Annotated in this window: 29 protein-coding genes; 15 read left to right on the top strand and 14 right to left on the bottom strand. The window is 66.9% G+C overall.

The genetic code is table 11. The annotated features are described in order from the left end of the window. Nucleotides 1–51 precede the first annotated feature (51 nt). Nucleotides 52–684: a nitroreductase family protein gene (locus DK368_RS19205; RefSeq protein WP_114395599.1), complete on the top strand. Its 633-nt coding sequence runs from the start codon at nucleotides 52–54 to the stop codon at nucleotides 682–684. Nucleotides 685–748: 64 nt separating this feature from the next. Here DK368_RS19205 and DK368_RS19200 read toward each other — a convergent pair whose 3' ends face one another. Next, nucleotides 749–1,456 (bottom strand): LrgB family protein, encoded by a 708-nt coding sequence (locus DK368_RS19200; protein WP_240002581.1) that lies wholly within the window; start codon nucleotides 1,454–1,456, stop codon nucleotides 749–751. After that, nucleotides 1,434–1,850 (bottom strand): CidA/LrgA family protein, encoded by a 417-nt coding sequence (locus tag DK368_RS19195; RefSeq protein ID WP_114395597.1) that lies wholly within the window; start codon nucleotides 1,848–1,850, stop codon nucleotides 1,434–1,436. Before DK368_RS19195 ends, DK368_RS19200 begins: the two co-directional genes overlap by 23 nt. 91 nt (nucleotides 1,851–1,941) lie before the next feature. Between DK368_RS19195 and DK368_RS19190 the strand changes: the two genes are divergently transcribed. The 4 genes from DK368_RS19190 to DK368_RS19175 all read left to right on the top strand — a co-directional run bounded on the left by DK368_RS19190 (nucleotide 1,942) and on the right by DK368_RS19175 (nucleotide 6,188). Further along, the gene (locus DK368_RS19190) at nucleotides 1,942–2,826 is read left to right on the top strand and encodes a LysR family transcriptional regulator (RefSeq protein ID WP_114395642.1); all 885 of its coding nucleotides are present in this window, start codon (nucleotides 1,942–1,944) and stop codon (nucleotides 2,824–2,826) included. Nucleotides 2,827–2,898: 72 nt separating this feature from the next. Next, a complete protein-coding gene (locus DK368_RS19185; protein WP_114395596.1) occupies nucleotides 2,899–4,113 on the top strand; it encodes a putative DNA modification/repair radical SAM protein in 1,215 nt (404 codons plus the stop codon). Beyond that, nucleotides 4,113–5,528, top strand: coding sequence for a UdgX family uracil-DNA binding protein (locus tag DK368_RS19180; protein WP_114395595.1), 1,416 nt, complete (start codon nucleotides 4,113–4,115; stop codon nucleotides 5,526–5,528). The genes DK368_RS19185 and DK368_RS19180 overlap by 1 nt, the downstream gene beginning before the upstream one ends. Before the next feature lie 150 nt (nucleotides 5,529–5,678). Continuing rightward, nucleotides 5,679–6,188: a ferritin-like domain-containing protein gene (locus DK368_RS19175; protein WP_114395594.1), complete on the top strand. Its 510-nt coding sequence runs from the start codon at nucleotides 5,679–5,681 to the stop codon at nucleotides 6,186–6,188. A gap of 419 nt (nucleotides 6,189–6,607) precedes the next feature. Here DK368_RS19175 and DK368_RS21685 read toward each other — a convergent pair whose 3' ends face one another. Then, nucleotides 6,608–6,871, bottom strand: coding sequence for a hypothetical protein (locus DK368_RS21685; protein ID WP_162306106.1), 264 nt, complete (start codon nucleotides 6,869–6,871; stop codon nucleotides 6,608–6,610). 27 nt (nucleotides 6,872–6,898) lie between these two features. Here DK368_RS21685 and DK368_RS19170 point away from each other — a divergent pair, with 27 nt between their 5' ends. Next, nucleotides 6,899–7,720: a baeRF3 domain-containing protein gene (locus tag DK368_RS19170; protein WP_162306105.1), complete on the top strand. Its 822-nt coding sequence runs from the start codon at nucleotides 6,899–6,901 to the stop codon at nucleotides 7,718–7,720. Nucleotides 7,721–7,807: 87 nt separating this feature from the next. Here the strand turns inward: DK368_RS19170 and DK368_RS21525 are convergent, their stop codons facing one another. Then, nucleotides 7,808–8,575 carry a hypothetical protein gene (locus DK368_RS21525; RefSeq protein WP_155524642.1) on the bottom strand — a complete coding sequence of 256 codons (768 nt, stop codon included), beginning with the start codon at nucleotides 8,573–8,575 and terminating at the stop codon, nucleotides 7,808–7,810. Nucleotides 8,576–9,019: 444 nt separating this feature from the next. Further along, entirely contained in the window at nucleotides 9,020–9,475 is a 456-nt protein-coding gene (locus DK368_RS21520) for a hypothetical protein (protein WP_155524641.1), read from the bottom strand. A gap of 23 nt (nucleotides 9,476–9,498) precedes the next feature. Between DK368_RS21520 and DK368_RS19160 the strand changes: the two genes are divergently transcribed. Continuing rightward, on the top strand, nucleotides 9,499–10,089 hold the full coding sequence (locus DK368_RS19160) for a hypothetical protein (protein WP_155524640.1): 591 nt from the start codon (nucleotides 9,499–9,501) through the stop codon (nucleotides 10,087–10,089). 75 nt (nucleotides 10,090–10,164) lie between these two features. Here the strand turns inward: DK368_RS19160 and DK368_RS19155 are convergent, their stop codons facing one another. Then, a complete protein-coding gene (locus tag DK368_RS19155) occupies nucleotides 10,165–10,404 on the bottom strand; it encodes a hypothetical protein (RefSeq protein WP_155524639.1) in 240 nt (79 codons plus the stop codon). Between the two features lie 129 nt (nucleotides 10,405–10,533). Here DK368_RS19155 and DK368_RS19150 point away from each other — a divergent pair, with 129 nt between their 5' ends. Further along, entirely contained in the window at nucleotides 10,534–10,767 is a 234-nt protein-coding gene (locus tag DK368_RS19150) for a hypothetical protein (RefSeq protein ID WP_114395590.1), read from the top strand. Nucleotides 10,768–10,837: 70 nt separating this feature from the next. On the opposite strand, the gene DK368_RS19145 is transcribed toward DK368_RS19150, so the two are convergent. Next, nucleotides 10,838–11,866: an MBL fold metallo-hydrolase gene (locus tag DK368_RS19145; protein WP_240002580.1), complete on the bottom strand. Its 1,029-nt coding sequence runs from the start codon at nucleotides 11,864–11,866 to the stop codon at nucleotides 10,838–10,840. A gap of 232 nt (nucleotides 11,867–12,098) precedes the next feature. Here DK368_RS19145 and DK368_RS19140 point away from each other — a divergent pair, with 232 nt between their 5' ends. Together DK368_RS19140 and DK368_RS19135 are read left to right on the top strand one after the other, a co-directional pair. Further along, complete coding sequence (locus tag DK368_RS19140; RefSeq protein ID WP_155524638.1) at nucleotides 12,099–12,263, top strand: hypothetical protein; 165 nt, start codon at nucleotides 12,099–12,101, stop codon at nucleotides 12,261–12,263. Between the two features lie 260 nt (nucleotides 12,264–12,523). Further along, nucleotides 12,524–13,597: an OmpA family protein gene (locus DK368_RS19135; protein WP_114395587.1), complete on the top strand. Its 1,074-nt coding sequence runs from the start codon at nucleotides 12,524–12,526 to the stop codon at nucleotides 13,595–13,597. A 101-nt stretch (nucleotides 13,598–13,698) separates the two neighbouring features. Here DK368_RS19135 and DK368_RS19130 read toward each other — a convergent pair whose 3' ends face one another. Beyond that, nucleotides 13,699–14,355, bottom strand: coding sequence for a LuxR C-terminal-related transcriptional regulator (locus DK368_RS19130; RefSeq protein ID WP_114395586.1), 657 nt, complete (start codon nucleotides 14,353–14,355; stop codon nucleotides 13,699–13,701). Nucleotides 14,356–14,598: 243 nt separating this feature from the next. Here DK368_RS19130 and DK368_RS19125 point away from each other — a divergent pair, with 243 nt between their 5' ends. Then, the gene (locus DK368_RS19125; protein ID WP_162306104.1) at nucleotides 14,599–15,345 is read left to right on the top strand and encodes a response regulator transcription factor; all 747 of its coding nucleotides are present in this window, start codon (nucleotides 14,599–14,601) and stop codon (nucleotides 15,343–15,345) included. Nucleotides 15,346–15,401: 56 nt separating this feature from the next. Here DK368_RS19125 and DK368_RS19120 read toward each other — a convergent pair whose 3' ends face one another. After that, nucleotides 15,402–16,124 carry a protein phosphatase CheZ gene (locus DK368_RS19120; protein ID WP_114395584.1) on the bottom strand — a complete coding sequence of 241 codons (723 nt, stop codon included), beginning with the start codon at nucleotides 16,122–16,124 and terminating at the stop codon, nucleotides 15,402–15,404. A gap of 219 nt (nucleotides 16,125–16,343) precedes the next feature. Between DK368_RS19120 and DK368_RS19115 the strand changes: the two genes are divergently transcribed. Next, entirely contained in the window at nucleotides 16,344–16,754 is a 411-nt protein-coding gene (locus tag DK368_RS19115; protein WP_114395583.1) for a YgaP-like transmembrane domain, read from the top strand. Nucleotides 16,755–16,949: 195 nt separating this feature from the next. Continuing rightward, entirely contained in the window at nucleotides 16,950–17,546 is a 597-nt protein-coding gene (locus tag DK368_RS19110) for a phasin family protein (protein ID WP_114395582.1), read from the top strand. A 124-nt stretch (nucleotides 17,547–17,670) separates the two neighbouring features. Here DK368_RS19110 and DK368_RS19105 read toward each other — a convergent pair whose 3' ends face one another. The 3 genes from DK368_RS19105 to DK368_RS19095 all read right to left on the bottom strand — a co-directional run bounded on the left by DK368_RS19105 (nucleotide 17,671) and on the right by DK368_RS19095 (nucleotide 20,263). Beyond that, nucleotides 17,671–18,513, bottom strand: a complete 843-nt coding sequence (locus DK368_RS19105; RefSeq protein ID WP_114395581.1) for a 23S rRNA (adenine(2030)-N(6))-methyltransferase RlmJ — start codon at nucleotides 18,511–18,513, stop codon at nucleotides 17,671–17,673. Beyond that, complete coding sequence (locus DK368_RS19100; RefSeq protein WP_114395580.1) at nucleotides 18,513–19,448, bottom strand: DMT family transporter; 936 nt, start codon at nucleotides 19,446–19,448, stop codon at nucleotides 18,513–18,515. Before DK368_RS19100 ends, DK368_RS19105 begins: the two co-directional genes overlap by 1 nt. A 158-nt stretch (nucleotides 19,449–19,606) precedes the next feature. Beyond that, entirely contained in the window at nucleotides 19,607–20,263 is a 657-nt protein-coding gene (locus DK368_RS19095) for a transglycosylase SLT domain-containing protein (RefSeq protein WP_114395579.1), read from the bottom strand. 467 nt (nucleotides 20,264–20,730) lie between these two features. Here DK368_RS19095 and DK368_RS19090 point away from each other — a divergent pair, with 467 nt between their 5' ends. Further along, nucleotides 20,731–22,008: a tetratricopeptide repeat protein gene (locus DK368_RS19090; protein WP_162306103.1), complete on the top strand. Its 1,278-nt coding sequence runs from the start codon at nucleotides 20,731–20,733 to the stop codon at nucleotides 22,006–22,008. 27 nt (nucleotides 22,009–22,035) lie between these two features. Here DK368_RS19090 and DK368_RS19085 read toward each other — a convergent pair whose 3' ends face one another. Both DK368_RS19085 and DK368_RS19080 read right to left on the bottom strand, forming a co-directional pair. After that, nucleotides 22,036–23,580, bottom strand: a complete 1,545-nt coding sequence (locus tag DK368_RS19085; protein WP_155524636.1) for an alkaline phosphatase D family protein — start codon at nucleotides 23,578–23,580, stop codon at nucleotides 22,036–22,038. 72 nt (nucleotides 23,581–23,652) lie between these two features. After that, nucleotides 23,653–23,886, bottom strand: coding sequence for an anti-sigma factor family protein (locus DK368_RS19080; RefSeq protein ID WP_114395577.1), 234 nt, complete (start codon nucleotides 23,884–23,886; stop codon nucleotides 23,653–23,655). Nucleotides 23,887–24,054: 168 nt separating this feature from the next. Between DK368_RS19080 and DK368_RS19075 the strand changes: the two genes are divergently transcribed. Further along, entirely contained in the window at nucleotides 24,055–24,930 is an 876-nt protein-coding gene (locus DK368_RS19075; protein WP_114395576.1) for an SDR family oxidoreductase, read from the top strand. Nucleotides 24,931–25,277 lie beyond the last annotated feature (347 nt).

Genomic DNA, 25,277 nt, shown 5'->3' with positions numbered 1-25,277 from the left:
TGAGCCTGCGGCGCCGGACATGCTGTCCCGGCCTGGAGACGAGGTTTTTCCGTGTTGATCGAGAAGCTCAACTGGCGTTACGCCACGAAGAAGATGGATCCGGCCAAGATGGTGCCGCAGGACAAGCTGGACCGCATCCTGGAGGCCGTCCGGCTGGCCCCCACCTCCAGTGGCTTGCAGCCCTTCGAGGTGCTTGTCGTCACCAACCCGGAGATCCGCGAGCGGATCAGGGCCATCGCCTGGAACCAGGGGCAGGTGACCGACGGATCGCACCTGCTGGTCTTCGCCGCCTGGGACACCTACACGCCCGAACGCATCAACATGATGTTCGATCTGGTGAACAGCGAGCGCGGCTTCACCAACGAGGGGTGGGAGAATTACCGGAAGATGCTGCTGTCCACCTATCCGCAGCGCGACCCGGAGGTGAACTTCCAGCACGCCGCCCGTCAGGCCTATATCGCCTTCGGCGCCGCCATCATCGCCGCTGCGTTCGAGGGCGTGGATGCCACGCCCATGGAAGGGTTCGATGCCGACAAGCTGGACGAAATCCTGGGCCTGCGGGCGCGCGGTCTGCGCTCGGCCGTGATCCTGCCGCTGGGCTATCGTGATGCCGCCCATGACTGGCTGGTGAACCTGAAGAAGGTGCGCCGCCCGCGCGAGGCGCTGATCACCGAGGTGAAGTGACGGACGGCGAAACGATCCGGGGGGCGGGCCGTAAGACCCGCCCCCATCTTCGTCCAGGCTCGGTTCAGCGCAGCAGGTGGGCCAGAAGGGGGGCCGCCAGCACGTTCAGCAGACCGACCATCACCATGACCAGACCGGCGATGGAGCCTTCCTCCCGCCCGATCTGGTGGGCCTTGGCCACACCGGCGCCGTGGGCCCCCATGCCGAACAGGGCGCCGCGGGCCAGGACCGAGCGCAGCGGCAGCCAGCGCAGCAGCACCTCGCCCAAGGCGGCGCCGAAGACGCCGGTGAAGACCACGAACACCGCCGTGAGGTCGGGCACGCCGCCGATATCGCCGGACACGGTCATGGCGAAGGGCGTGCTGATGGAACGCGGCAGCAGGCTGAGGCGCAGCGTCTCATCCAGGCCGATGAGGCTGGCAAATCCCCAGGCCGAGAGCATGGCCGTGCCGCTGCCGACCAGGGAGCCGATGGCCAGCACCGGCCAGTGCCGGCGGATCAGGGCACGCTGCTCGTAGATGGGAATGGCGAAGGCCACGGTGGCCGGCCCCAACAGCGCCACCAGCCAGTGGGTACCGCTGATATAGTCGCGGTAGCTGGTGTTGCAGGCCAGGGTCAGGCCGATCAGCAGCACCGGCGCGATGGCCAGCGGTGTGGTCCACCAGCGCGGCCAGCGCCGATAGACACGCTTGCCGATGAGATAGAGCAGAATGGTCGCCGCCGACCACAGCACCGTGGACAGGACGGCGTTACTCCACAAGGGCAGGCTCACGGCGGAGACTCCAACGGCAGACCACATCAACGGTCAGGGCAGTGACCGCCATGACCACCACCGTGCCCAGCAGGATCACGGCCAGGATCTTCAGCCCCAGCAGGCCGATGAATTCCCGGTGGTCCAGAACGGCCGGCACGGCGGGAATGAAGAACAGCAGCATCTCCGCCAGGAACCAGTTGGCGCCGCGGCGCATGCTGAACAGGCTCAACCGCCCGCTGGCCAGCAGCAGCACAACCAGGAACAGGCCGACGATGCCGCCGGGGATCGGCAGGCCGGTCAGGCGCACCAGCGCATCGCCGGCAAGCCAGAAGCCGATCAGAAGGCCGATCTGCAGCAGCCGGCTGCGATGCAACTGCTGACGGGAGAGAATGGAGAGTTTGCGAGGGATCATGTCTGCACCTTTGTCGCAGGACTATAGCGCCGCGGCGCAGCATGCCGAAAATGAATTGATCGACTAATGACTAGTCGTATATGGAATGTTCATGGAACTCAGGACGCTGCGCGCCTTTGTCGAGGTTGTTCGCCAGGGGGGCTTCTCCCAGGCGGCCAAGACCGTGTTCGCCACCCAGTCCACCGTCAGCAAGGCGGTGAAACAGCTGGAGGACGAGCTTGGGCTGCCGCTGCTGGACCGGGTCGGTCACCGCAGCACGCTCACCGCCGCCGGGGAGATCGTCTATCGCCGCGCCCTGGCCATGCTGGCCGAACGCGACGATCTGGTGGTGGAACTGGACGAGCTGCGCGGGCTGAAACGTGGCGTGCTGCGCATCGGTCTGCCGCCCATCGGCAGCGACGTGCTGTTCGCCCCCATCTTCGCCGTCTATCGCAGCCGCTATCCCGGCGTGGACATCCAGCTGGTGGAGCATGGCAGCAAGCGGCTGGAGGAGCTGGTGCGCAGCGGTGAGGTGGATCTGGGCGCCTCGCTGCTGCCGGTGGCCGACGAGTTCGACTGGCAGGATGTGCGCTGTGAGCCCATCGACCTGCTGATCGCGGCGGATCATCCGCTGGCCGCGCGGGACCGGGTGCCGCTGGCGGCCCTGGCCGACCAGCCCTTCATCCTGTTCGAGACGGGATTCGCCCTCAACCCCATTATCCTCGATGCCTGCCGGCGGAATGGCTTCACCCCGACCATCGCGGCCCGCAGCAGCCAGATCAATTTTCTGGTGGAGCTGGTGGCGGCCAGGCTGGGCGTCGGCTTTCTGCCGCGGCTGATCGCCGAGCGTCGACGCCATCCGGCGGTGCGGGCGCTGCCCCTGGTCGAGCCATCCATGGATTGGAATATGGCCCTGATCTGGCGGCGAGGCGGCTATCTCTCCCACGCTGCCAAGGCCTGGCTGTCACTGGCGGCCGAACTGCATCCGGCCAGCTGACCATCCCCTTGCCGAATGGCGTGATCGGTGCATACTCACCGGAACATAAAGTGAACAGTCCCGGTGTGTGCCATGAGCGACGAGACGGTCTTTGCCAAGCTACGCATCCTGGCGGATGCCGCCAAATATGACGCCTCCTGCGCCTCATCGGGCGGGGCCAAGCGGGCGGCGGGCAAGGACGGCATCGGCTCGACCACCGGCAGCGGCATCTGCCACGCCTACACGCCCGATGGCCGCTGCGTGTCGCTGCTGAAGATCCTGCTGACGAACTACTGCCTGTTCGACTGCGCCTATTGCATCAACCGCCGCTCCTCCAATGTGCGGCGGGCGCGCTTCAGCGTGGAGGAGGTGGTGCAGCTGACGCTGGCCTTCTACAGGCGCAACTATATCGAAGGGCTGTTCCTGTCCTCCGGGATCATCCGCTCGCCCGACCACACCATGGAGCAGCTGGTGCGGGTGGCGAAGACGTTGCGGCAGCAGCATGGCTTCGCCGGCTACATCCATCTGAAGACCATCCCCGAGGCCAGCCCCTGGCTGATCGAACAGGCGGGCCTGTTCGCCGACCGTCTGTCCATCAATCTGGAACTGTCCAGCGAGCGCAGCCTGAAGCGGTTGGCGCCGGAGAAACAGGGCGGGACCATCACGGCTGCCATGGGCCAGATGCGCGAGCGCATCGCCGAGGCCAGGGAGGAGCGGCGCCGCTTCTCTCCCGGCGGGCAGAGCACCCAGATCATCGTCGGCGCCGACGACAGCAACGATACGGCACTCTTGCGGACCAGCGACATGCTTTACCGGCACTATGCCCTGCGCCGCGTCTATTATTCGGCCTTCAGCCCGATTCCCGAGGCCAGCGCCGTGCTGCCGCTGAAGCCGCCGCCCTTGCAGCGCGAGCACCGGCTGTACCAGGCGGATTGGCTGCTGCGCCATTACGGGTTCAGCGTGGAAGAGATCGCCGAAGGCAGTCAGGGCGGCATGCTGGATCTGGAGGTCGATCCGAAGCTGGCCTGGGCCCTGAAGAACCGGCACCGGTTCCCCGTGGATGTGAACCGGGCCGAGCGCGAACTGCTGCTGCGCGTGCCGGGCCTGGGCGCGCGGGCGGTGGACCGTATCCTCGCCGCCCGCCGGCACACGGCCCTGCGGCTGGACGATGTGGCCCGGCTGACCGCCGGGCTGAAACGGGCACGCCCCTTCCTCATCACCGCCGACCACCGGCCCTTGGCCCTGACGGATCGGGCCGATCTGCGGGCGCGGTTGCTGGCGCCGGCCCGGCAACTGAGCCTGTTCTGATGCAGCACCAGATCGTGTTGCAACCGGGCGCCGATCTCGACGGATTCCGTCAGGCCGTGCGCCGGTTGGTGGCCGCCGGGGCCGCGCCGGACGGCGTGACATGGCAGGCCGGTGGCGCCGACCTGTTCGGTGCGATGGTTCACGACGGGGAAAGGAACGGGGCGCCGCCGGTGGTCCTGCCGCGTGCCCTGGCCGACCTGATCCGGCAGGTGGTCTGCCACCGCGACCGCGAGCGCTACGCCCTTCTCTATCAGGCGGTCTGGCGTGTCCTGCGGGGAGAGGCAGCGCTGTTGCAGGTGCAGAGCGACCCGCTGGTCCACCGGTTGGGGCGCATGGCCCAATCGGTCGGGCGCGATGTCCACAAGATGCACGCCTTCGTCCGCTTCCGCCGGCTGGAGGATGCGAGCGGGGAGCGCTATCTGGCCTGGTTCGAACCCGAACATTACATCGTCGCGGCCGTGGCCGATTTCTTCGTTGAGCGGTTCCGCGGCATGGTCTGGTCGATCCTGACCCCGGTCGGCTCGCTCCACTGGGACCGGCACCGCCTGGACATCGGCCCGCCCGGCCGGCGCGAGCAGGTGCCGGAACAGGATGCGGTGGAGGAGGGCTGGCGTGGCTATTATGCCAGCAGCTTCAACCCGGCACGGGTCAATCCCACGGCCATGCGGGCGGAGATGCCGCGCAAATACTGGCGCAACCTGCCGGAAGCGGCCCTGATCCCCGATCTGGTCCGTTCCGCCCCGGAGCGGGTGCGGGCCATGGTGGCGCAGCCGCCGTCGGCCGCGGCCAAGCGCAGCCCCGACCGGGCCGTGGCCGCGGCCCTGTCCCAGGCGCCGGACAGTCTGGAGGCGTTGAACCGCATCATCGCGGCGGCCGAACCGCTGGTGCCCGGCGGCGGCCGGGCCGTTCTGGGCGAGGGGCCGCTGCAGCCGGCCCTGGCCCTGGTGGGCGAGCAGCCGGGCGACGAGGAGGACCGGCAGGGACGGCCCTTCGTCGGGCCGGCGGGGCAATTGCTGGATCGCGCGCTGGCTGAAGCCGGGATCGACCGCGCCCGGATCTATCTCACCAATGCCGTGAAACACTTCAAATGCGAGCAGCGCGGCAAGCGCCGGCTGCATCGCAGCCCGACCGCCGGCGAGGTGAAGCAGTATCGCTGGTGGCTGGACCGGGAACTGGCCCTGGTCCAGCCGCGGCTGGTGGTGGCGCTGGGGGCGTCGGCCGCCCTGGCCCTGGCCGGGCGCCCCATTGCGGTGACACAAGAGCGGGGCGAGTTCCGGTTCTCACCGGGCCGGCCCGGCTACGTCACCGTCCATCCGGCCCATCTGCTGCGTCTGCCGGACGAGACGAGTCGCCGCGACGCCTATGCGGCCTTCGTTGCCGATCTGGCGCGTGCATCGGCTCTGGCCGTGGCCTGAGGCCGGACCGGTGCCGGCGCACCCTTGTACGCCGGAAGGGGCAGGGGACGGCGTCGGGGGTAGGAAGGGGGCATCGGTGCAACAGCCTTCGCCTCCGGCCTGTTCTTGCTCCGGACGGCCGGCATGGCCGCACTGGTGGAGAGACATACGATGGCTGCGATCCGCGACACCCTGATCGACTATCTGCGCGATGCCTATGCCATGGAGCAGCAGGCGATCAGCATGATCGACCGGCAATTGGAACGGCTGGAGAGCTACCCCGACTTCACGGCCCGGCTGCGGCAGCACCGGGATGAGACCGAACATCAGGTCGAACGGCTGGAAACGGCACTGCACCGGCTCGGAACTGACAGTTCGGCCCTGAAGACCATGGGGGCGAAGCTGTCGGCAAACATGCAGGCCATGATGAACATCTTCGCCAGCGACGAGGTGATCAAGGACTTGCTGGCCAGTTACACGCTCGAGCAGTGGGAGATCGTCAATTACAAGGTTCTGATTCAGACGGCCCAGGCAGCCGGCGAGGTCGAGATCCAACGTCTGGCCGAAGAGAGCCTGCGCGAGGAGGAGGCCATGGCCAGCTGGATCGACAGTCAGATCCCCATCATCACCCGGTCGTTCCTGAGCCGCTTCGAGGCGGGGGGGCAACAGGCGGCCCGGTAAACCGGGTTCTTCGCCTGTTGCGGATCGGCATGAACGGATGGAGAACATTTCTGTTGATGTTCTTCATCCGTTCTGAGATGATCCAGGCATGCACCGATCTGCCCAACCGATCGGGCCGGTGCTTGCCGTCGCGCTCACAGGGGAGGCCATCATGACCCGTCTTGCGTATGTCCGCGATTTTCTGGCCATCACCGGTCTTTTCGGGACCATCTATGGCTGGTTCTTTGTCGGTGCCGCCCTCGTGGCCTGACGGGGCCGGCGGAAGCCGGGCCACGGCGCCGGTGGAAATGCCCGTTCATCGGGAACCGCGTGGGTAAGGCGTGGTTGGCAGGGGGCAGGGACCCAGTCACCGCGAGGCATGAATGTCAGCCCACGATCACTTGCAACCGCTCCTGGCCGAGATCACCGGGCCGGCTGTTTCAATTTTCCTGCCGACACATGTGGCGGGACGGGAAATCCGCCAGGATCCGATCCGCTTGAGGAATTTGCTGGGCAAGGTCCAGGCGGCCCTGGTCGATGGCGGCCTGCGCGGCCCGGAGGCGGAGGCGCTGCTCCGACCCGGTTATGCCCTGGTGGAGGATGGTCTTTTCTGGCGCCACCAGCAGCAGGGACTGGCCGTTTTCATCGCTCCCGGGACCACGCTGGTTCGCCATTTGCCGGTTTCTGTCGGCGAAAGCTGGCATGTGGGTCCCCGGTTCCAGATCCGTCCCTTGCTGCCTGCGCTGGCTGCCGACAGCCGTTTCGTTGTGGCTGCAATCAGCCTGAAAGAGGCGACGATCTATGAAGGCGGCGGGGGTGAACTGCGGCCGGTGGCGCTCGCGGATCTGCCCCGCGGCATGGAAAATCTGTTTGGTGGTGGTCCCGATGCGCGGGGAGAAGGCCAGACGCGGTCTGACGGGACAGTCCGAAAGCCGGTAACGGCCAATGCCGCCGATGCTCCGGCCAATGCCGATGCCGGCAGCCAGAAGCAGGTGTCCAACGATGAGGCGATCCAATATCTGAAGCAGATCGCCGCCTGCCTTGATCAGTATCTCGGCGGATCGGGTGTTCCGCTGGTCGTCGTGGCCGATGAGCGCCTTGCCGGTCATTTCCGCCGCGTCTGTCGCTACCCGGTCCTGGTGGAGCCCATGATCACGGTGCCGCCCGACAGTCTTGATCCGGCCACACTGCACAGCCATGCCCGTGAGGTGCTGCGGCCCCGGTTCGATCAGGCCCGCCGGGATGCTCTGGACCGTGTGCGTCAAGGGGTGGGCGGCGGCGGTGGAACGGCCTCGACGCATCCCGCCGAGATCGTGGCGGCGGCTCTGCAGGGTCGTGTCGAAACACTCTTGCTGCGGCAGGGCGGTGCGTGCTGGGGGCGCTGGCTGCCGAAGGAGCAGACCGCCATCCTGCATCATGCGCGGCACCCCGGTGACGAGGATCTTTTGGACCTGGCAGCAGCCCACACGATGGTCACCGGTGGCCGGGTCTTTGAACTGGACGTATCCGACATGCCGCCCGGACAGGTGATGGCGGCGCTGCTGCGTTTCTGAGCCGGGTGGGGCGTCGCGCGGCTGCGGGTCATAAAGCAAAAGCCCCGGCCTCGTCCGAAGGCCGGGGCTTTTCCCGTGTCGTTGCCGTCAGCCGCGCGGCTGCTGCGGCGGAGGCTGGTTGTGCCGATAGCCGGGGATCGGGATCGGCCGCTGCTCCTCCTTGCGGGTGGACGACATCTCGATCTCCATACGGGCCATCACCTTGCGCATCTCGTGCAAGGCGTCGCTCAGGGCCAGCATGTTGGCTTCACCCGATTGGGCCTTCCAGGCCATATAGGCCTCGGCGCAGCTCTTGGCCGCAGCCTCCATGCGCTGATCGGCCGGAAGCGTCGGCGTCTCCTGCGCTTCCATCCGGGCGGCATTGCGCTGCTGACGGTAGGGATAGACCACATCCGCAGGCGGCCCGTTCAATTCGGCCTCGCTCAGGGGCGGGGGGCCGATCTCCAGTCCGCGCTCATAGCCACGTTCCGGGCCACGATCCGGACGCGGCCCGCGCTGGTCGGCGAAACGCGGTTCAGCTGGCCGCTGGTCGGCCGGGCGGTCACGCCGACTATCGCCCTGGCGCTCGAAGCGCTGACCGCCCTGGGGCCGGTCTTCACCCCGCTCCCCTTGCGGGCGCGGCTGCCCCTGCTGGAAGCGGCCTTGACGATCTCCACCCCGGCGATCCTGGAACGGGGCGCGTCCTTCCCCCTGGGGCTGGCGCGGCTCCCTCGGTTCCCGCTGTTCCCGTGGCTCGCGAGGTTCCCGCGCTTCACGGGGAGGCATGTCCGGTCGGGGCTGGCGGGGACCGTCGCCCCGATGCTCCAGCCGCCGCGGCTCCCGCTGTTCCGGTTCCGCGGCGTCGGCAGACGGCACGGTGTCCGGCGTCGCAGTCGCGGACTCGGGCTGTGCCGGCGCGGGCTGCGGCGTCGGCGGGGCAACGTCCAGCGACGGCTGCACCACGTCGGCCGCAGGGGCGGGACCCGCCCCTTCCGCGGTCAGGCCAGAGGCCTCCGCCTTGCGGACAATGTAAGAGATCGCGCTCGGCGTGCAGTCGAACTCACGCGCGATTGCGGACAGGGTTGATCCCGCTTTGTACAGCTCGAGAATTCGAGGCCAAGCGGATTGCGGAATTCGGCCCCGACGTTTCGGGGTTTCCGCATCACCATCAGGTTCGGCAGTCAAGATGTCACTCGGTTGCCAGAGAGGCTCTTGCGTCATGCGGCGAAGACACAGGTTTTTTGGATCGCCGGGTTATTGAGCACACAGCTTTTGTAAAGCGGGGGCGCCTTGGACCGTCAGCCATCCAGGATTAGTCATTCACATATGGGCGAATTGGCTTTGAAATGCCAGCCCATAAATTCCCGGAATCGTCGGAATCCGTGGATTTTCCCGATTTTTCCAGCGCTGCCCCAAGCGCGTCGGGCCGAAGCAGGCGGATGGTTGTCGGCAGAGTATCTCGATCCGAAAGCAAAACTGGATTTTGAAAGCAGGATAATTTTCTGGAAAGAAAGCAACAGCATACTGCGCGATGCAAGTGAGTCGGTATTTTAAAACAGAAAGCAGCCGCTGGTGCTCCTGGAACCCGCCGGTTCCGGCCTTTGAAACGACCTTCCACGAACCCTGGGATGGATTCCCGGTCTTCAGCGTTGCCGATACGCCATGGTCGGGCGTGACATCGCCGGGGCGCCGGTCCGGTCCCCGTGCGGCCCCTTGCCGGGCCTGATCGGGATCGGGCAGACTGCGCCAGCGGAAGACCCCCGGGCTTTCCGCCACCCCTTGATCTTGGATTGGTCGCCATGCTGCGTTCCCGCCTTGCCACTGCCACCGCGATTTTCGCGCTGTTCTGCGCGTCCGCCTTCGCCGCCGATGCGCCGGCCAAGAAGAAGGCGCCCCCTCCCAAGGCGAAGGCTGCGCCCTGCTACACGCCCGCCGAGTTCGAGGCCGAACAGGCCATTCGCCTGCATACGGAACTCATGGTCGTCGGCTTGACCTGCCAGGCCATGGACCAGAAGGGCACGCCCAGCCTTTTCGCCCAGTACAAACAGTTCACCCTCAACCACCAAATGCAGATTCAGGAGTGGGAGAAGGCGCTGATCGGCCAGTACAAGCGCGCTGGCGTCAAGAACCCGACCAAGGAATTCGACAGCTTCCGCACCCGGCTTGCCAACGAGATGTCGCAACGGGCCATCGCGCTGACAACGCCGATCTTCTGTGAAAGCCATGCGGCCATTGTCCCGCAGGCGCTGGCCATGAGCGTCGCCGACGTCAAGCGGGCGGTGACATCGGAGGATGTCGTCCGCGTTTCCCTGCTGCCCCGTTGCGACCGGCCGGCCCAGGCTGTGCAGGTGGCCCAGTCCGCCGCCGTCGCGTCGCCGTCCGTGCGCTGACATCCAGCCGCAGGCTTGTGGAGACCGGCCGACCCGGGGCGCCGCAAGCCTGCCCGTCCGTCGCGGTGGCGCCGGTCAGCGCCAGGGCAGGGGCGTGGCGGAGGGCCGCCGGAGGGGCGCTGCCGTCGCCGTTTCGCCGCGCTGAGTCAGCAGATGCTCACAGGCGTGCCGGACGGCGCGCCAGAAGCGGGCGGCCCGCGCATTCCCCGCCGCCGTCACTTCAACCAGGCGGTTGCGGCTGATGGTCGGGGCATCGCTTCCATGGTCGTTCACCAACTGCAGGGCAACGGCCACGATATCGCTATCGTCTTTCATGGCGACATCAACGGCGGAGGCACAGCCGTGTTCCCGCGGATGTCCGGTCCGCATGGCGGCGGCGCAGGAACTTCCATGAAAAGGGCGTGTTCGCCGGCCATGGTGCGGGGGTGGCTGTGAGGGGACGCTGTGATCCGACGTCGACAGGAAGTTACCGAAGGGCAGCGGTATGTTAAGCGCGGGCTGGGAGCCAGCGTCTGGGAGGTGGTGGCGGTAACCCGCGACGCGGTGGGCAAACTGCATGTGCGCCTGGTCCGGGTCGATGATCCCAAGACCATGAAGACCCTGGCCGCAACCGTACTGGACGATCCGGCGCAGTTCACCCCGGCCGGGCGGGCCGGGGCGGGTGGCTCGGAGCGCTGAAACGGTTCACGGATTTTGGCAGGCGCGCGAGGCGCGGCATGATCGGGCGGTCCGTTCCGGCTGATTGTCCCTATCGGCGCTGAAACCACCATCGACCGGCGGCATCGGTCTCGCGCCGCAGCTGCCCCTGTACGACGAGATGGTTGAGATGAGCCAGCGCTTCGCCGACGGCGAAGCTCAACTGGTGGGTATCCAGCGGCCGGCGGAACAGCAGCCTGGTGATATCGCCCACGCTCTGGGGGGCTGCCGCGCAGGCATCCATCACCTCGGATAAACGGATTTCATGGTGGTGGAGCAGTTCATCAATCCGCCCATGCAGACCGTGGAAGGGAATGCCATGGGACGGCAGAACCAGAAGGTCATCCGGCAGCCCGCGCAGCCGTGACAGCCCGTCGAAGAACTCGCTCAGCGGATCGGCGTCCGGTTCATTGGCCCAGACGCTGACGTTGGGGCTGATGCCCGGCAGGATCATGTCGCCGGCGATCAACACGCCGGCATCCTCGCAGGCAAGACACACATGCTCAGGCGAGTGTCCGCCACCGGTCACGACGCGCCAGAGCCGATCCCCGATCCGCACCCCGTCATCCTGACGGAGCCGGTGGTAGCGCGCCGGCAGTGCCGGCACCCCGCGGGCGTAGGCATTGCCGCGCTCCGTCAGCGCCTGCGTCTGTTCATCGTCGAGACCGGCCGCCGAGTAGAAAGTGCGGATTTCATCGCGCAGCGCCGGCGTCTGGTCCTGATGCAGCAACCGGGCCAGCAGCCATTCGGTCCGGCTGGTCCACAAATCCGCGGAAAAGCGCTGACAGAGCCACGCCGCCAGCCCGATATGGTCAGGGTGGAAATGGGTTGCCAGCACCCGGCTGGCGGGTCGGCCCTGCATCGGCCCTGCGAACACCGCCTCCCAGGCCGACTGGCTGCGGCTGCTGTGGACGCCGGTATCGACCAGGGTCCAGGTGGCGCCATCCTCCAGCAGCCACACATTGACATGGTCCAGGGCGAAGGGCAGGGGGTGCCTGACCCAATGGACGCCGGGTGCGAGCCTATGGGCCTTGCCCTCGGACGGTGGCGCCGAGGAAATGAGACGGATGGCAGCGGACACGGGGATGGTTTCTCCGTTTGGTCGGGGCACCGATCCTACCATGGCTCGGTCTTCCGTCATTGTTCGGCCGAAGGTCGGATGGGACGGCTGAACCTGCTGGCCGTATGAACGCCCCGTTGTAACAGAAGTGTGGTGGCAACGCGGATCGCCACCCTGCTAGACCCGCGTCCGGCACGCCCGTATGGAACGGGGTCTGTCCTGAGGAAAAGCCATGCGGCAGAACACATCATTCATGATCGAGGTCGAGGATGAAGCCGTCGGTCTCGCCGTCGAGGATGCCGGTGGCGTGGTCTTCCACGCGGTCCATCCTGTTTTGCAATCTCTGCATGGGATCGTTTTCGCCGACATCGTCGAGGCGCAGCAGGCGGCGGTCCGAGCCTTCCGCAACGCAGCATAAGGGCCTAAATCCGGCAGAACGACCAAGGGTGCGGCCCTTTTGCACCGCCGTTCGGGGTAATCCTCAACGGTAGAGCCCTTTTCGCGGGGGCATGCCTTATTTCTGCCGGCTTGAGTCCCAATATCGATAGCGGTAACAGTTGCGCGGGCTGGACCGTTCGGGTTGCCGGCCGCGCTTCTGTGTGTCCGGGCCGGACAAGCCCGGCAACGGCTGTGAAGAAGGGAGCGGCCCATCCAAGGGCCCCATAAGGAGAAATCACTATGACGCTGCGCCATCTGCTCATGGGCACCGTTGTCGCTTTGGCTGTTCCGGCCATGGCTTCGGCTCAGGGCCTGCCGGAAGGGCTCTACTTCGGTTCCCAGGTCGGCATGACCTGGTTGAACGACACCACTTTCGAAGCCACGCCGTCTTCCAAGGCCGACTACAAGGGATCGGTCGCCAGTGTGGTCGAGGGCGGCTATCGCTTCGGCAATGGTCTGCGTCTCGGCGCCGAGATCGGCTACAGCCGTGCCACCATCGGTGACATCACCGGTGGCAGCGCCGGCCGCAGCGGCGGCAATGGCCAGACCAGCGCCCTGACCTACATGGGCGTCGCCGCCTATGAGATCCAGACCGGGACGCCGTTCCGTCCCTATATCGGCGGTGGCGTCGGTGTTGCGGACATCGGTCTGCATAAGGCCGGCAACCTGTTCACCGCCGGCGAGAACGCCAGCAAGTCCGATACGACCGTGGCGTGGCAGCTGAATGCCGGTGTCACCTACTCCCTGTTCGACAACATGGATGTGTCGCTGGGCTATCGCTACCTGAATGCCGATCCGGTGAAGACCACCTCCACCCGCGGCCGCGATTTCAAGTACGAGTATGAGAGCCACTCGGTCATGGTCGGCCTGCGCGTGCTGTTCGGCACCACGCCTGCTCCCAAGGCCGCCCCGGCCGTGATTCCGGTCGCTGCTCCGGCTCCGGCGCCTGCTCCCGTGGTTGCCCCGGCTCCGGCCCCGACCATCAGCCGCAACTTCACGGTCTTCTTCGACTGGAACAAGGCTGTGCTGAGCGCCGATGCCCAGCAGGTGCTGAACAACGTCATCAGCAATGCCAAGACCGGCAAGATCGCGGCCATTCAGGTCAGCGGCTACACCGACACGTCGGGCAGCGCCGACTATAACCTGAAGCTGTCGCAGCAGCGTGCCGAGGCCGTGCGCGAGTACCTGGTCAGCAAGGGTGTTCCGGCCGGCGAGATCGCGGTTCAGGCCAAGGGCGAAACGGATCTGCTGGTTCCGACGGCCGATGGCGTGCGCGAGCCGTCCAACCGCCGCGCCGTCATCATTTTCCCGTAATCGGACAGGCGGTCTTCGGACCGCCTTCCCTGTCCGGGCCAATGGGAGGGGGTGCCGTCAGGCGCCCCCTTTTCCCTATCCGGCCGGAGGAACTCCCAGCTTCAGCAGGCAACGGGCTGGATGCCGTGGTCCATGGCCCAGATGGCGGCCTGGGTCCGGTTTTCCGCGTCGATCTTCCGCATGACATTTTTGAAATGCATCTTCACGGTGCTTTCCGTGATGGCGAGCCGGCGTGCAATGGCCTTGTTGGACAGCCCGGCGACGACGCAGGCCAGGATCTGACGCTCACGCGGTGACAGTTCCAGCAGATCCGTGGATTCAGCGCCGTCGTCGCCGGCCTGCATCCTTTGATTCCACAGGGCGGCAATCCGCGCCGGATAGACGGCCTGGCCAAGCTGCGTCAGGCGGAGCGCGCGGAGCACGGTTTCGAAGGCGGCAGTCTTGGCGATATGGGCATCCGCGTCCGCGGCCAGACTGCGCAGCAGTGCCGTATCCTGCATACTGGATGTCAGCACGACGACACGGGTCTGCGGTGCCGCCTGCCGCAGCGCGGCAACGGCTTCCCCGCTGCCGGCGTCGGGCAGGGTGGCAGGGTCGACGATCACCAGCGCCGGTCCATCCTCCCGTTCAAGCCGCTCAAGAGCGGTGGCGAGGGTCGCGGCCGGCGTGTCGACGGTCATCCCCTCTTCGGAGAGGAGTGCCGCCAAGGCGGCGCTGAAAAGCTGGTCATGATCAACCAGCAGGACTGTTTCCGGCATGTGCGTCCCCGATAGATTGGATTTTATCAATCTTTTAAGAAAAAAAGTAGTAAATGAGGCGGTGAATAAACTTTAACCTGCCTTTACTGCGACGGGGCTCATCGGCCTGACGCCTGGGCGCAGACTTTGCAGAATAGTAAAACACTCACCCACCCCCTTCCCACCTTTATCTTGCGAAAGGACTTAACCCGAGGGAGTATGTTCACGCGGCGTTAACACAGCGGAAAAGGGGTGGGGGTGACGATGACGATGGCTCTCCGGATCGGTTCGGTGACCCGGACGGCAACGCCCTTGCGGCCGATGAGTCCTGCCGCTGCGCCGGCCGGTGTCGTGCCGGGCTTCCGCCGTTACCGCTTCCTTATCATTGATCCCCAGGCGCTCCTGCGCCACGGTCTGGCCCTGTCGTTGACCGCCATCTATCCGGGGGCGGCGATCCAGCAGGCTGCTACGCTGGAAGAGGGGCTGGCCCTGATCACGCAGGGTGCCGTTTGCGACGCCGTGTTGATGAATGTGGACGATCTCGGCCCGGACTGGGTGGAGCGGGTCGGGGAAGTGGCGCGGGGGCTCGCACCGGTGCCGTTGCTGGCCTTGTCGTCGTCCGACCGCGGGGCCGATGCGAGGGCCTGCATTTCAGCGGGGGCCTGCGCGGTGCTGCTGAAGAGTGATAGTTCAGAAGTCTTTGAAAACGCTGTAGCTTTGGCCCTTGCCCCCGATGCCTATGTGCAACTGCCGAAGCGGCTGATCCGTGACAGCCGGGTTCCGCTGCCTGCGTCGCAGGAGCCGGATGTGGCATGTCTGACCAAACGCCAGAAGGATATTTTCCATCTGCTGCAGTCCGGGTGTTCCAACAAGGAAATCGCCCGGCGGCTCGGCGTGCTGGAAGGTACGGTCAAGGTGCATATCCGCGCCATGATGCAGAAGCTCGGGGCACGGAACCGCACGCAGATGGCCGTGATGGCGATCCGCTGTGAGCGCGCCGACCAGGAATAGCCGTCGCTCTGTTTTTCCTGTGGCAGGGGGGGCGGCAGAAGCGCCGCCCGTGGCTCTCAGTCGAACAGGGCGTCGATATCGTCCTGGGAAATGGTCTCGGCCGGCATCGCCGGGCCGTGCAGTTCCAGCCCCGAGTCGGTCCGGGCCAGGCCGGGCGGCAGCGGCAGGGTTTCGAATTCCTTCTTGTTCCAGACCGACATCATGGCCTCCACACGCTCTTCGATGAAGGCCAGGGCATTGACCACCTTGGTGATGCGTTGCCCGGTAAGGTCCTGGAAGTTGCAGGCTTCATAGATGCGGGGAATGACCTCGCTGAGATCATGCAGGCGGCTGTTCTGGTAACCCTCCGGCAGTTGGGCCCGAACCTCGCCGATAATGTCCTCGATTTCCTCGGCGGCCCCGATGATGGTGTTGGTCGCAGCTTCGGCAGCCTTCACCACGGCGGCAAGCTGCTGGCTCGCCTCCTGGAAGGTGTCTTCGGTCGCCAGCGGATGCCGCAGCGCCGCCATCTCCAGTTTGGTTGCCCGTATCCGGCCGGCGATGTCCGAGACCTCCACCTGGATCTGTTCGATCTGCTGATGGTCGACGGTCAGGAATTTGTCCAGCTTGTTGCCCAGCCCCTGGATCGCCGCCAGGATTTCGCTGTTGTCCGCCGGAAGCTGGACCAATGCCGGAGGAGGCGCCGCGGCCGGTGCCTCGGCCTCACCGGCCTGTAGAGGACGGGTGCGCTGCGCCATCTGGATTTCCGCCATGAATGGCCGCCGCAAAGTCTGCGCCATCTCTCTTCACCCTTTTAGACGCTGCCGTACCGGGACACGTCACCATGCGGCAGGACGTGCAAAAAATGAAGGGGCAGGGTGACATCCTATGCGCTTGGACAGGAAGCGGGAACAGGCGGTCCGGGTTCGGCACGGGCCTGTTCGGGAACCAGCCCACCCCGGTCCCGTTCCGTCTGTGATGTCAGAACCGGCAGAGGGAGCGCATCCGTGTCAGCCGCCATGAAGCACGCCAACCAATTTCTCCCCATCGGTCCCGTCAATATCGGTCCGGGCGAACGTATCCTGACCGGCGGGATCGGGGGGGCCTTGCTGCTGCTCGGCCTGGATCGGGGGGGCGGGGCGGGAAGTGCCCTGGCGCTGGCTGGTGGCTTGCTGCTGCTGCGTGCCAGCAGCGGGCACTGTCCGCTGTACCAGCAGATGGACCGCAGAGCGTCTGCACCGGGTCGCCATGGCGCGCATTCCCGCCCCGCGCGCCACTCCGCGCCGGACGTGGCCGAGGTCCTGTCCGGTCCCCACCCCGATCCGTTTGCGGATCGCACGCCGCCAGAGCAGCGGGATCGGGTTGAGGAGGCGTCGATGGAATCCTTTCCGGCCAGCGATTCGCCGTCATACCACAAAGCGGCGAAATAGCGAAATATCGGGTATGTAAATAGATGGCATAGCCGAGGTTGGTTACTGCGAAGAACCAAGTCTGTTCGTGCTTTTGTTGTTTGTTTTTCTCTGTAGTGTCGCAGGAAAGGCATGGTATTACCGCACTGCACGATAGCGAAATGGAGCCGCCGCGTGGCGGTTGTTTCGCTGATTTGATCGGCAGGAGATTCCGCGATGGCGAACGAGAAAGACTCTGCGACCACGGTCAAGGATATGGCCGCGGCGGCAAAGGATACGACCCGACGCACCAGCGGTGAAACGCGGGACGCAGCCCAGGAGTTCGGGCGCGTGGCGCGGCAGGGGAGCGAACAGGTTGGACAAATCACCCAGTCGGCGGGCGATACTGTCAGCAAGAGCGTCGATATCGGCGGGCAGGTGGCCCAGAGTTCGGTCGAAGGCAGCCAACGCCTGATCGAAGGGGCCGCCAATTCCAGCCGTGACATGTCGGTGCAGGTCTCCCGCAACATGGAGGCGCTGATGTCCGCGCAAGGGGCCATGGCGGAAGGGCTGCAATCGGTCTGGCAGGAATGGCTGCGCTACAGCCAGGATTCGCTGCAGCGTTGGGCCGATCAGGCGCAATCTTTGCTGCGGGTGCGCAGCATGCAGGATCTGGTCTCCACCCAATCCGACATCCTGCGGGTGGAGATGGAGCATCTGATGAAAAGCGGCCAGCGCATCTCCGAACTGGCGACCAAGGCGGCCAATGACGCGGCCAACCGCGTCATCCGGCGCGAGGAAGACCAGGCCGACGATATCCGGCGCAGCGCCTGAGCCGCCTGCCGGTTTCCATGGCAGGCCCGGCCCTCGCCGCCTGTACTGGCGGGTGCTGGGCCGTGAGCGAAGAAGGGCGTGACCCCTGACCGGGATGTGCGCCCGCGTCAGGGGGCCGCTACCATCATTCCGGCACGATCCAATTGACGCTGGTCCCGCCGGCCGTCGCGGCCAGCAGCCCGTGCAGCCTGTCCAGCAGGTCGGGGAGGTGCTGATCGAGCTGCCAGGGCGGATTCACCAGGATCAGCCCGGAGCCGTTCAGGCGGTCGCTGCGGTCATCCTCGGCCCAGGTCAGTTCGACGGCCAGGATGCGGCGGATGCCGCTATCTTCAAGGTCCTGCTGGAAGCGCCAGACCGCGGCGCGGTCCTTGATCGGATACCAGAGCAGATATTGGCCCGTCGGCCAGCGGCGATGGGCCAGCGTCAGCGCCGCGACCATGCGGCCATATTCGTCCGCTGCCTCGAACGGCGGGTCGATGACCACCAGTCCCCGCTTCTCCTTCGGGGGAAGGTGAGCCTTCAGGGCAAGCCATCCATCCATGTTATGGACCGCCACCGCCTTGTCGCTGTGGAATTCCTGTTTCAGCGTGGCGGCATCGGCCGGATGCAGCTCGGCCAGCACCAGCCTGTCGGTCTCGCGCAGGAAGCCACGGGCCAGTCGCGGCGATCCGGGATAGTACCGGACCGGGGCGGCCCCGCCATTGCAGTGCCGCACCTGCTCCAGATAGGGGCGCAGGCTTTCCGGTACATCCGCCCCGGCGGCCAACAGCCGACGGATGCCGCCTTCGGCCTCCCCCGTGCGCGTCGCCTCGCTGCCCAGCAGATCATAGCGCCCGATGCCGGCATGGGTGTCCAGCACGAAGAACGGGCTGGGCTTGGCGCACAGCCGCTCCAGCAGCAGGCACAGGACGGCGTGCTTCATCACATCGGCGGCATTGCCGGCATGGAAGGCGTGGCGGTAGTTCATCAGTGACTGTCGCTTGTGCTCTTGGCTGTGGGCGGTGCGCCCAGCTTGATTTCCCGCAGGGTGATATAGACGCCGCTGGCGATCACCACCAGAGCGCCCAGCAGCACGAAGCGGTCGGGCCATTCATCCCAGAGCACGATGCCATAGCCGGTGGCCCACAGCATCGAGGTGTAATCGAACGGGGCGATCACCGCCACCGGCGCGCCGCGATAGGCCCGGGTCAGCAGAAGCTGGGCCACGCCGCCGATCAGCCCCATCACCACCAGCATGATGCCGTCGTGAAGGCTGGGCATCACGGCCTGGAACGGCAGCAGGGCGCCGCTGATCAGGCAGGCGGTGGTCATGAAGTAGAAGACGATGGAGGTGCTGGGCTCGGTGGCCGAGAGCCGGCGGATCGAGATCATGGCGAAGGCGGCGAAGACCGCGCCACTGAGCCCGATGGTGCTGCCCAGAGCGATCCGGTCGGCGCCCGAGAGGTCGAACGGTCCCGAGAAATCGGGACGCAGCATGATCATGACCCCGGCAAAACCGAAAACCAGGGCCAGGGTCCGGCGCCAGCGCACACGCTCGCCCAGCAGCAGCACGCCCAGAATGGTGATCCAGAACGGCGTCGTGAAGTTCAGCGCCACCGCCATGGGCAGCGGCAGCAGACTGATGGCGGTGAAGCTGCATCCCATGGCGGTGACACCCGCCAGGGACCGGCCCGCATGCCCCAGCGGCCGGTCGGTGCGCAGGCTGGACAAGCCGCCTGCGGCCCGCACCATCGGCCAGATGGCGACCAGGGCGAAGAGCGACCGGCAGAACACGATCTGGCTCAGCGGGTAGGTTGCGCTCAGCCACTTCACCATGGCGTTCATGGTGCCGAACAGGGCCACGGCGCAGACCATGTTCAGGATGGCTTTTCCGGCTGTGGCCGGCGGAGGTGGGGCGGGCATGGGAACTCAGCGCGACGGCGGCCGGAGATTCCTCCACCTGCCCCAGAACGGACACCGGGAACCAGTCCGATCCTGGCATGGCTGGGTCCCGGTCGCAGAAAAACGAACGCCCGTACCACGAAGGTACGGGCGTAAGGGCAGTCAACGCAGGCTGAGTATCAGCCCACAGGGGTCTGTGACTGCTCGAAAGCCCGGCGCGTGCGTGGGGTCACCACCGGAGTTTCATTCGGGCACCGGCGCGCATCGATCAGGTTCGCCGAGTCGGAGCCAAGGCTCACCAGCTGCCGCTGGATCTTGCACTGATAGGCCTGGGCGACCTTCGGGCTGGACGCGCCGTTGTAGCGGGCCACGGCCGCTGCCCAGCTTCCCGTCTCATTGCGGAGCTGGATCAGGTAACGGGCGGCATAACGGACATTGGCTTCCGGGTTCACGATCTTCTCGACCGGCTGGAAGCTCTTCTTATGGTGTTCCACGGACAGCTGCATGCAGCCGGCATAGGCCGCATCCTGGATCTTGCCCTTGTGGTCACGCAGATGGCGGACGGCGTCGCTCTCGGTCTTGCCGATCGTGGCACGGCCACGGACATTCACCGCATAGGCGGCCGGCTCGCCGCCACCGCCGGTCTCGACCAGCGACACAGCCAGCAGCATGCCACGGGGAATGTTGAAATCCTGTTCGGCCTTGACGATGTGATCCAGGCAGGCGCCTGCCTTGGCGGAGGAGGAGAAGCCGGCGATGCCGGCCAGAAGCAGGGTGGCGACCAATGCGGACGTGCGGCGGGGACGGGCGAAGGCGCTGATGCGCGTCTTGGTCATGTCGTCCTCCTTCTCAAAGTCCGCTGGTGATCCGGACCCCGGTCCGGACCGTTTACCCGCCTGCGCGCGGGCGCCACACTCAGGCCGCCGATACGGTGTTCAGCGACCGCTCCCTCAAAAAATCACCGGCACCATGCGCCGGCCGCATAGGGTTCCCAGATTCCGCCGCCAGGGTCAACCCTGAATCTCCGAAAAAGAGGCAGGCCATGGCTGTGGAGATGGGCGGCGCCGGCCGGTCCGCGGGTTCCACGGCCGTGGCGGGGGGACCGGGGCCTCTGCCGCCCGCTCGGGAAAAGCGGCCTGGAACCTGACTTTTCGGCAACACTCAAGATCAATTCGCTTCGGCTCCGGGCGGGCCGTCATGCTGCACGCCGGATTGATCCGGCGGCCGGACCCGATCATATGTCGCAGCCACCTGCACCGGTGCCCGACCCGGTCAGACTTCCTCATAGTGGCGGATGCTGTCCGTGACCGACCGAATCATGCCTGCCGACCTGTCCGACCCGACGCCACCGGGCGATGATCTCCAGTCCTGGCGGCGGGCGCTGACCGCCGATGATCCGGATGCCTGCGGCGAGGCGGCCGATGCGCTGCTGGCGCATGGATATGCGGCCGAGGCGGTGGCCGGTTTCCGCGCCGCGCTGGACGGCGATCCCGGCCGCCGGGACTGGCGGCGCGGCCTGATCCGGGCGCTGCGGGACAGCGGGGCCGTGGCCGAGGCGCTGTCCCTCTGTCGTGACGTGCTGCGGACACAGTCGGACGATGCTGTCCTGCACCGGCTGATGGCCGGGCTGCTGCTGGAGACGGGCGACAGCGCCGGCAGCCTGGACCATGCCCGCGAGGCGCGGTTCCTGGCTCCCCATGATCTGGCCGGGCTGGCCGAGGTCGCGGACATGCTGGTCCGGGCCGAGGAGCCGGTGCAGGCGGCGGAACTGCTGGAACCGGCGCTGCGCCATGCCCATCCGGCCGATCCGGCCCGCCATCCGGCCCAGGTGGCGCTGGCCCGCGCCTGGCTGGTGCTGGCGGACCCGGAGAAGGCGGAGAGCGCGTTGGAGGCGGCGCTGGAGGCGGCCCCCGACGATCCCGCCGGTGCCACCGCTCTGCTGGCCCAGATCCGCAGTGGCGCGGGCGGCGATCTGACGCCGGCCTTCGTCCGGGCGCTGTTCGACCGCTATGCCGACCGCTTCGACAGCCATCTGGTCGGCACGTTGCGCTATACAGCACCGCAGGCCTTGCGGCAGGCGTTGGAAGGGCTGGGTCTGGGCACCGGCCTGCGCGTCCTGGATGCCGGCTGCGGCACCGGGCTGGCCGGCGTGGAACTCCGCCCGTTCGCCGCCTGGCTGGCCGGATTCGACCTGTCCCCGCGCATGGTGGAGAAGGCACGCGCGCGTCATCTGTATGATGAATTGTGGGACGGCGAGCTGGTGGCGACGTTGCGGACGCGGCCGGACGCCTGGGATCTGATCGTCGCCGCCGATGTGCTGGTCTATCTCGGCGACCTGCATCCGGTGCTGGCCGCCGCTGCCGGAGCCTTGCGGCCCGGGGGGCGCTTCGCCTTCACCCTGGAACGGGGGGAGGGGGTCCGCCTGCACGAAGGCCGCCGCTATGCCCATGGCGAGGCGCATCTGCGCCAGGCCACGGCCGCCGCCGGTCTGCTGCTGGAGCACCTGCAGCCCGTGATCCCGCGCTGGAACAAGGGGCAGCCCGTGGACGGGCTGCTGGCGGTGCTGCGCAAACCGGCCTGACCCGGGGCCTGGGCGAGGACGAGGACATCATAGGGCCGGGATGGTCAGCGTCAGCGGCGTCGGCCCGGCTTCCGCATGCCATTCGGCGTCGATGCCGTTGTCGGCGTTCATGGTCAGGCTCAGCCAGTTGCGGCTGGGCAGCAGGCGCTGGCCGGTTTCGGCAAAGCCTGGCATCTCCTGCGTCAGCCCGTCGAACAGCGGCTCCGACCGGCGGGCCAGCCGTTCCAGCAGGGCCACGGCGGCAGCGGGCGGCGGCGGATGCACCACGCCGGAACTGATGCATTGCCACAGCTCCAGATCCAGGCCGCGGATGGCGCCGACGCCGCCCAGATGCACCTCGCCGGACAGCAGGGTGACGCGGCAGCGTGTCTCCCGCATGAAGCGGACCAGGGCACGGACCACCTCCTGGAACTCCTCGGCATGGGCCGGGCTGCGCCACTGGTCGCGCAGATCATCCTCCAGCCGCTGGCGGCCGGGGATCAGGTTCAGCATGCGCTCCAGCAGCCCCAGGCTGGGGAAGACCATGGGCACGCTGGACATGACCAGCAGATGCCGGCACTGGCGGAAGCGGGCCAGCCAGTCCGGCAGTTCGGCCAGGCTGCGGCTGGACATGACCCGGGTCGGGCGCCGCTCGCTGCGCAGATCCAGGGCCAGCACGCCGACGCCATTGTACTGCAGGCCCTGCGCGAAGCTGGGCGGCTCGGCCGCCAGCAGCGTTTCCGGGGCGTCGTCGTCGGGCATGCCGATCTGGAACAGGCGGAAGGCCCGGCGGGCGGCACCATACACGGCGCGGTAGAGCGGGCTGTCCAGCACCGGCTCGGGATGGCTGCCCCAGCCATCCAGGATGTCGTGATCGTCCCACATGCGCAGGCCCGGCACGCTGGCCAGCAGCGCGGCCGGTTCGCTCTGGCCCCAGGCGTGGCGATAGACATTGAGGTACCAGGCGTCGAGATCGGCCTCCAGGCCCGGGGGGGCATCCAGCGCGGCCTGTCTGGCCAGAGGCAGGGCCGCCGCCGCCCGCAAAGCCGGGATCTCCCGCCACAGACCGTCGGCATAGATCTGGTCGCCGCCCATCAGCAGCAGGTGGAACGGGTGCGCCCGGTGGCGGCCCAGCAGGTGGCCCCAACGGGCATTGCGCGACAGGCCGGCGGCGGCGATGTCCCCCTCGTCCTCGCAGCCGCCGCAGGCCACATAGGCCAGACGCGGGCGCATGCCGGTGCCGGGCACATCCACATACCAGCGGCGCGCATCCCGGTCGAAACCATAGCCGGTACGGCCGTCCTGCACCCCGCGCGGCACGGCGAAATCATAGCGCCACAGGCTGACCGGACCCTTGCCCGGCACGACCGCCCCCCACTCGTGCAGGAAGCGCGGCGGCACCGGCAGCCCCACCCCGTCCACCCGGAGGTCGGGCGGTTCGTCCATGCCGGCCAGCAGGAACGTGGCGGACAGCCGCCAGCGGTGAGGCTGGCCGCCGCCGCCCTGGGCGCCGCGGGCATGCAGGATGGGGCCGAGCACGATGTCGGGAGGTGGGCGGCGCCGGGCGGGGCGGCGCGGAGGTGGTGTGTTCATGCCGGTGATGGTGCCATGCCGCAGGGGGCGCGGTCACGGGCGGCGGCGGGCGGTACCCCGACCGAACGCCCCTCAGTTCGGCGCCGGGCGGTTGCTGCGCAGCAGCGCCAGCATGTCCTCCGGGACCGGCTCGTCGAGCACGCGGTCATAGAGACGGTGCAGTTCATTGACCTGCTGGCGGTACCGGGCCAGCAACTGCTGCGCCTCCGCGTCGGTTTCCAGGGCCATCTCCACGGCTGCACGCCCGGCATCGTCGAGGTCGCCGTCGAGATAGGCGTTGATGTCGTTCATGGTCAGCCGCTTCATCAACATCATCCGGAACACCCGTTTGCCCTGGTCCCTGCCTCGCCCGAAAGGCCGCACGGCAGCAGGCTCCTCGTCAACATCACGCCCCGCCGCTTGTTCCCGGAACGGAGGTACCCCGCCCCTGTTGTTTGCGCAAGCCCTGCCCACTGGATGAGACGGAGGTATCCCATGGCACCCGACAGCCGCGCCCCGCAGACCGACGGCCAACCGGCCCAGCACCAGGATGTGCGGCCCGGCCGCGAGACGGAGATGACCCCGCAGCCGCTGACCATCCGTGACGATTACCTCGGCAGCGACAAGCTGACGGGCAAGGTGGCCCTGATCACCGGCGGTGACAGCGGGATCGGCCGGGCCGTGGCCGTTCATTTCGCCCGTGAGGGCGCCGATGTCGTCATCGCCTACCTCAACGAGGACACCGATGCCGAGGACACCCGCCGCATGGTCGAGGCGGAGGGGCGGCGCTGCCTGACCTGGCGCGGCGATCTGGGCTATGAGGAGCGTTGCCGCGACCTGGTGGCCGCCGTGCTGGAGAAGTTCGGCCAGATCGACATTCTGGTGAACAATGCCGCCGAACAGCACCCGCAGCCCGGCCTGGAGCAGGTCTCGGCGGAACAGCTGGAGCGGACCTTCCGCACCAACATCTTCGCCCAGTTCTATCTGACCAAGGCGGCGCTGCCGCATCTCAAGGCGGATGCCAGCATCATCAACACCACCTCCATCACCGCCTATCGCGGCAGCCCGAAGCTGTTGGACTATGCCGCCACCAAGGGGGCCATCCTGGCCTTCACCCGTTCGCTGGCGGCGGCACTGGCGGAGAAGGGCATCCGCGTCAACGGCGTGGCGCCGGGGCCGATCTGGACGCCGCTGATCCCCTCCACCTTCTCGGCGGAGGAGACGGCCGACTTCGGCCAGGGCCAGCCCCTGGGCCGGGCCGGACAGCCGGCCGATGTGGCGCCGAGCTATGTCTTCCTGGCCTCCGCCGATGCCGCCTATATCAGCGGCCAGGTGCTGCATCCCAATGGCGGCGAACCGGTGGAAAGCTGATCCACGCCGGCGCGGCCCCGCGTCACCTTAAAGCCGGCCAAACGCGACCCAAGGCGACGCAAAGGTGACGCAAACGCGACAAAGGCGACATCGGCTCCGGTCGATGTCGCCTTTCAACGCATTGAAGTAGAACGATTTTTTCTCTTAAGGTGACAAAGGAGGCCTGTTTTCGGCCTGGGTCGCCTTAGGTGCGTCCGGCACCTTTTGCACTGAAGCGTCCTTGGACTGCCCCCCTAAACTGGGACATCTGGAAAAGCTACAGTTCTCTTGAGAGGAGAGGGCTGATGGGCAAGCGACGTAGTTTAGAGGAGAAGTTGGCTGCGTTGGCGCGGGTTGAGGCCGGAGAG

This window comes from Oleisolibacter albus (assembly GCF_003336875.1).
In the GTDB taxonomy this organism is placed as follows: Bacteria; Pseudomonadota; Alphaproteobacteria; order Azospirillales; family Azospirillaceae; genus Niveispirillum; species Niveispirillum album.
The sequence above is the reverse complement of the archived record's forward strand: the minus strand, read 5'-3'. Positions and strand labels throughout refer to the sequence as shown.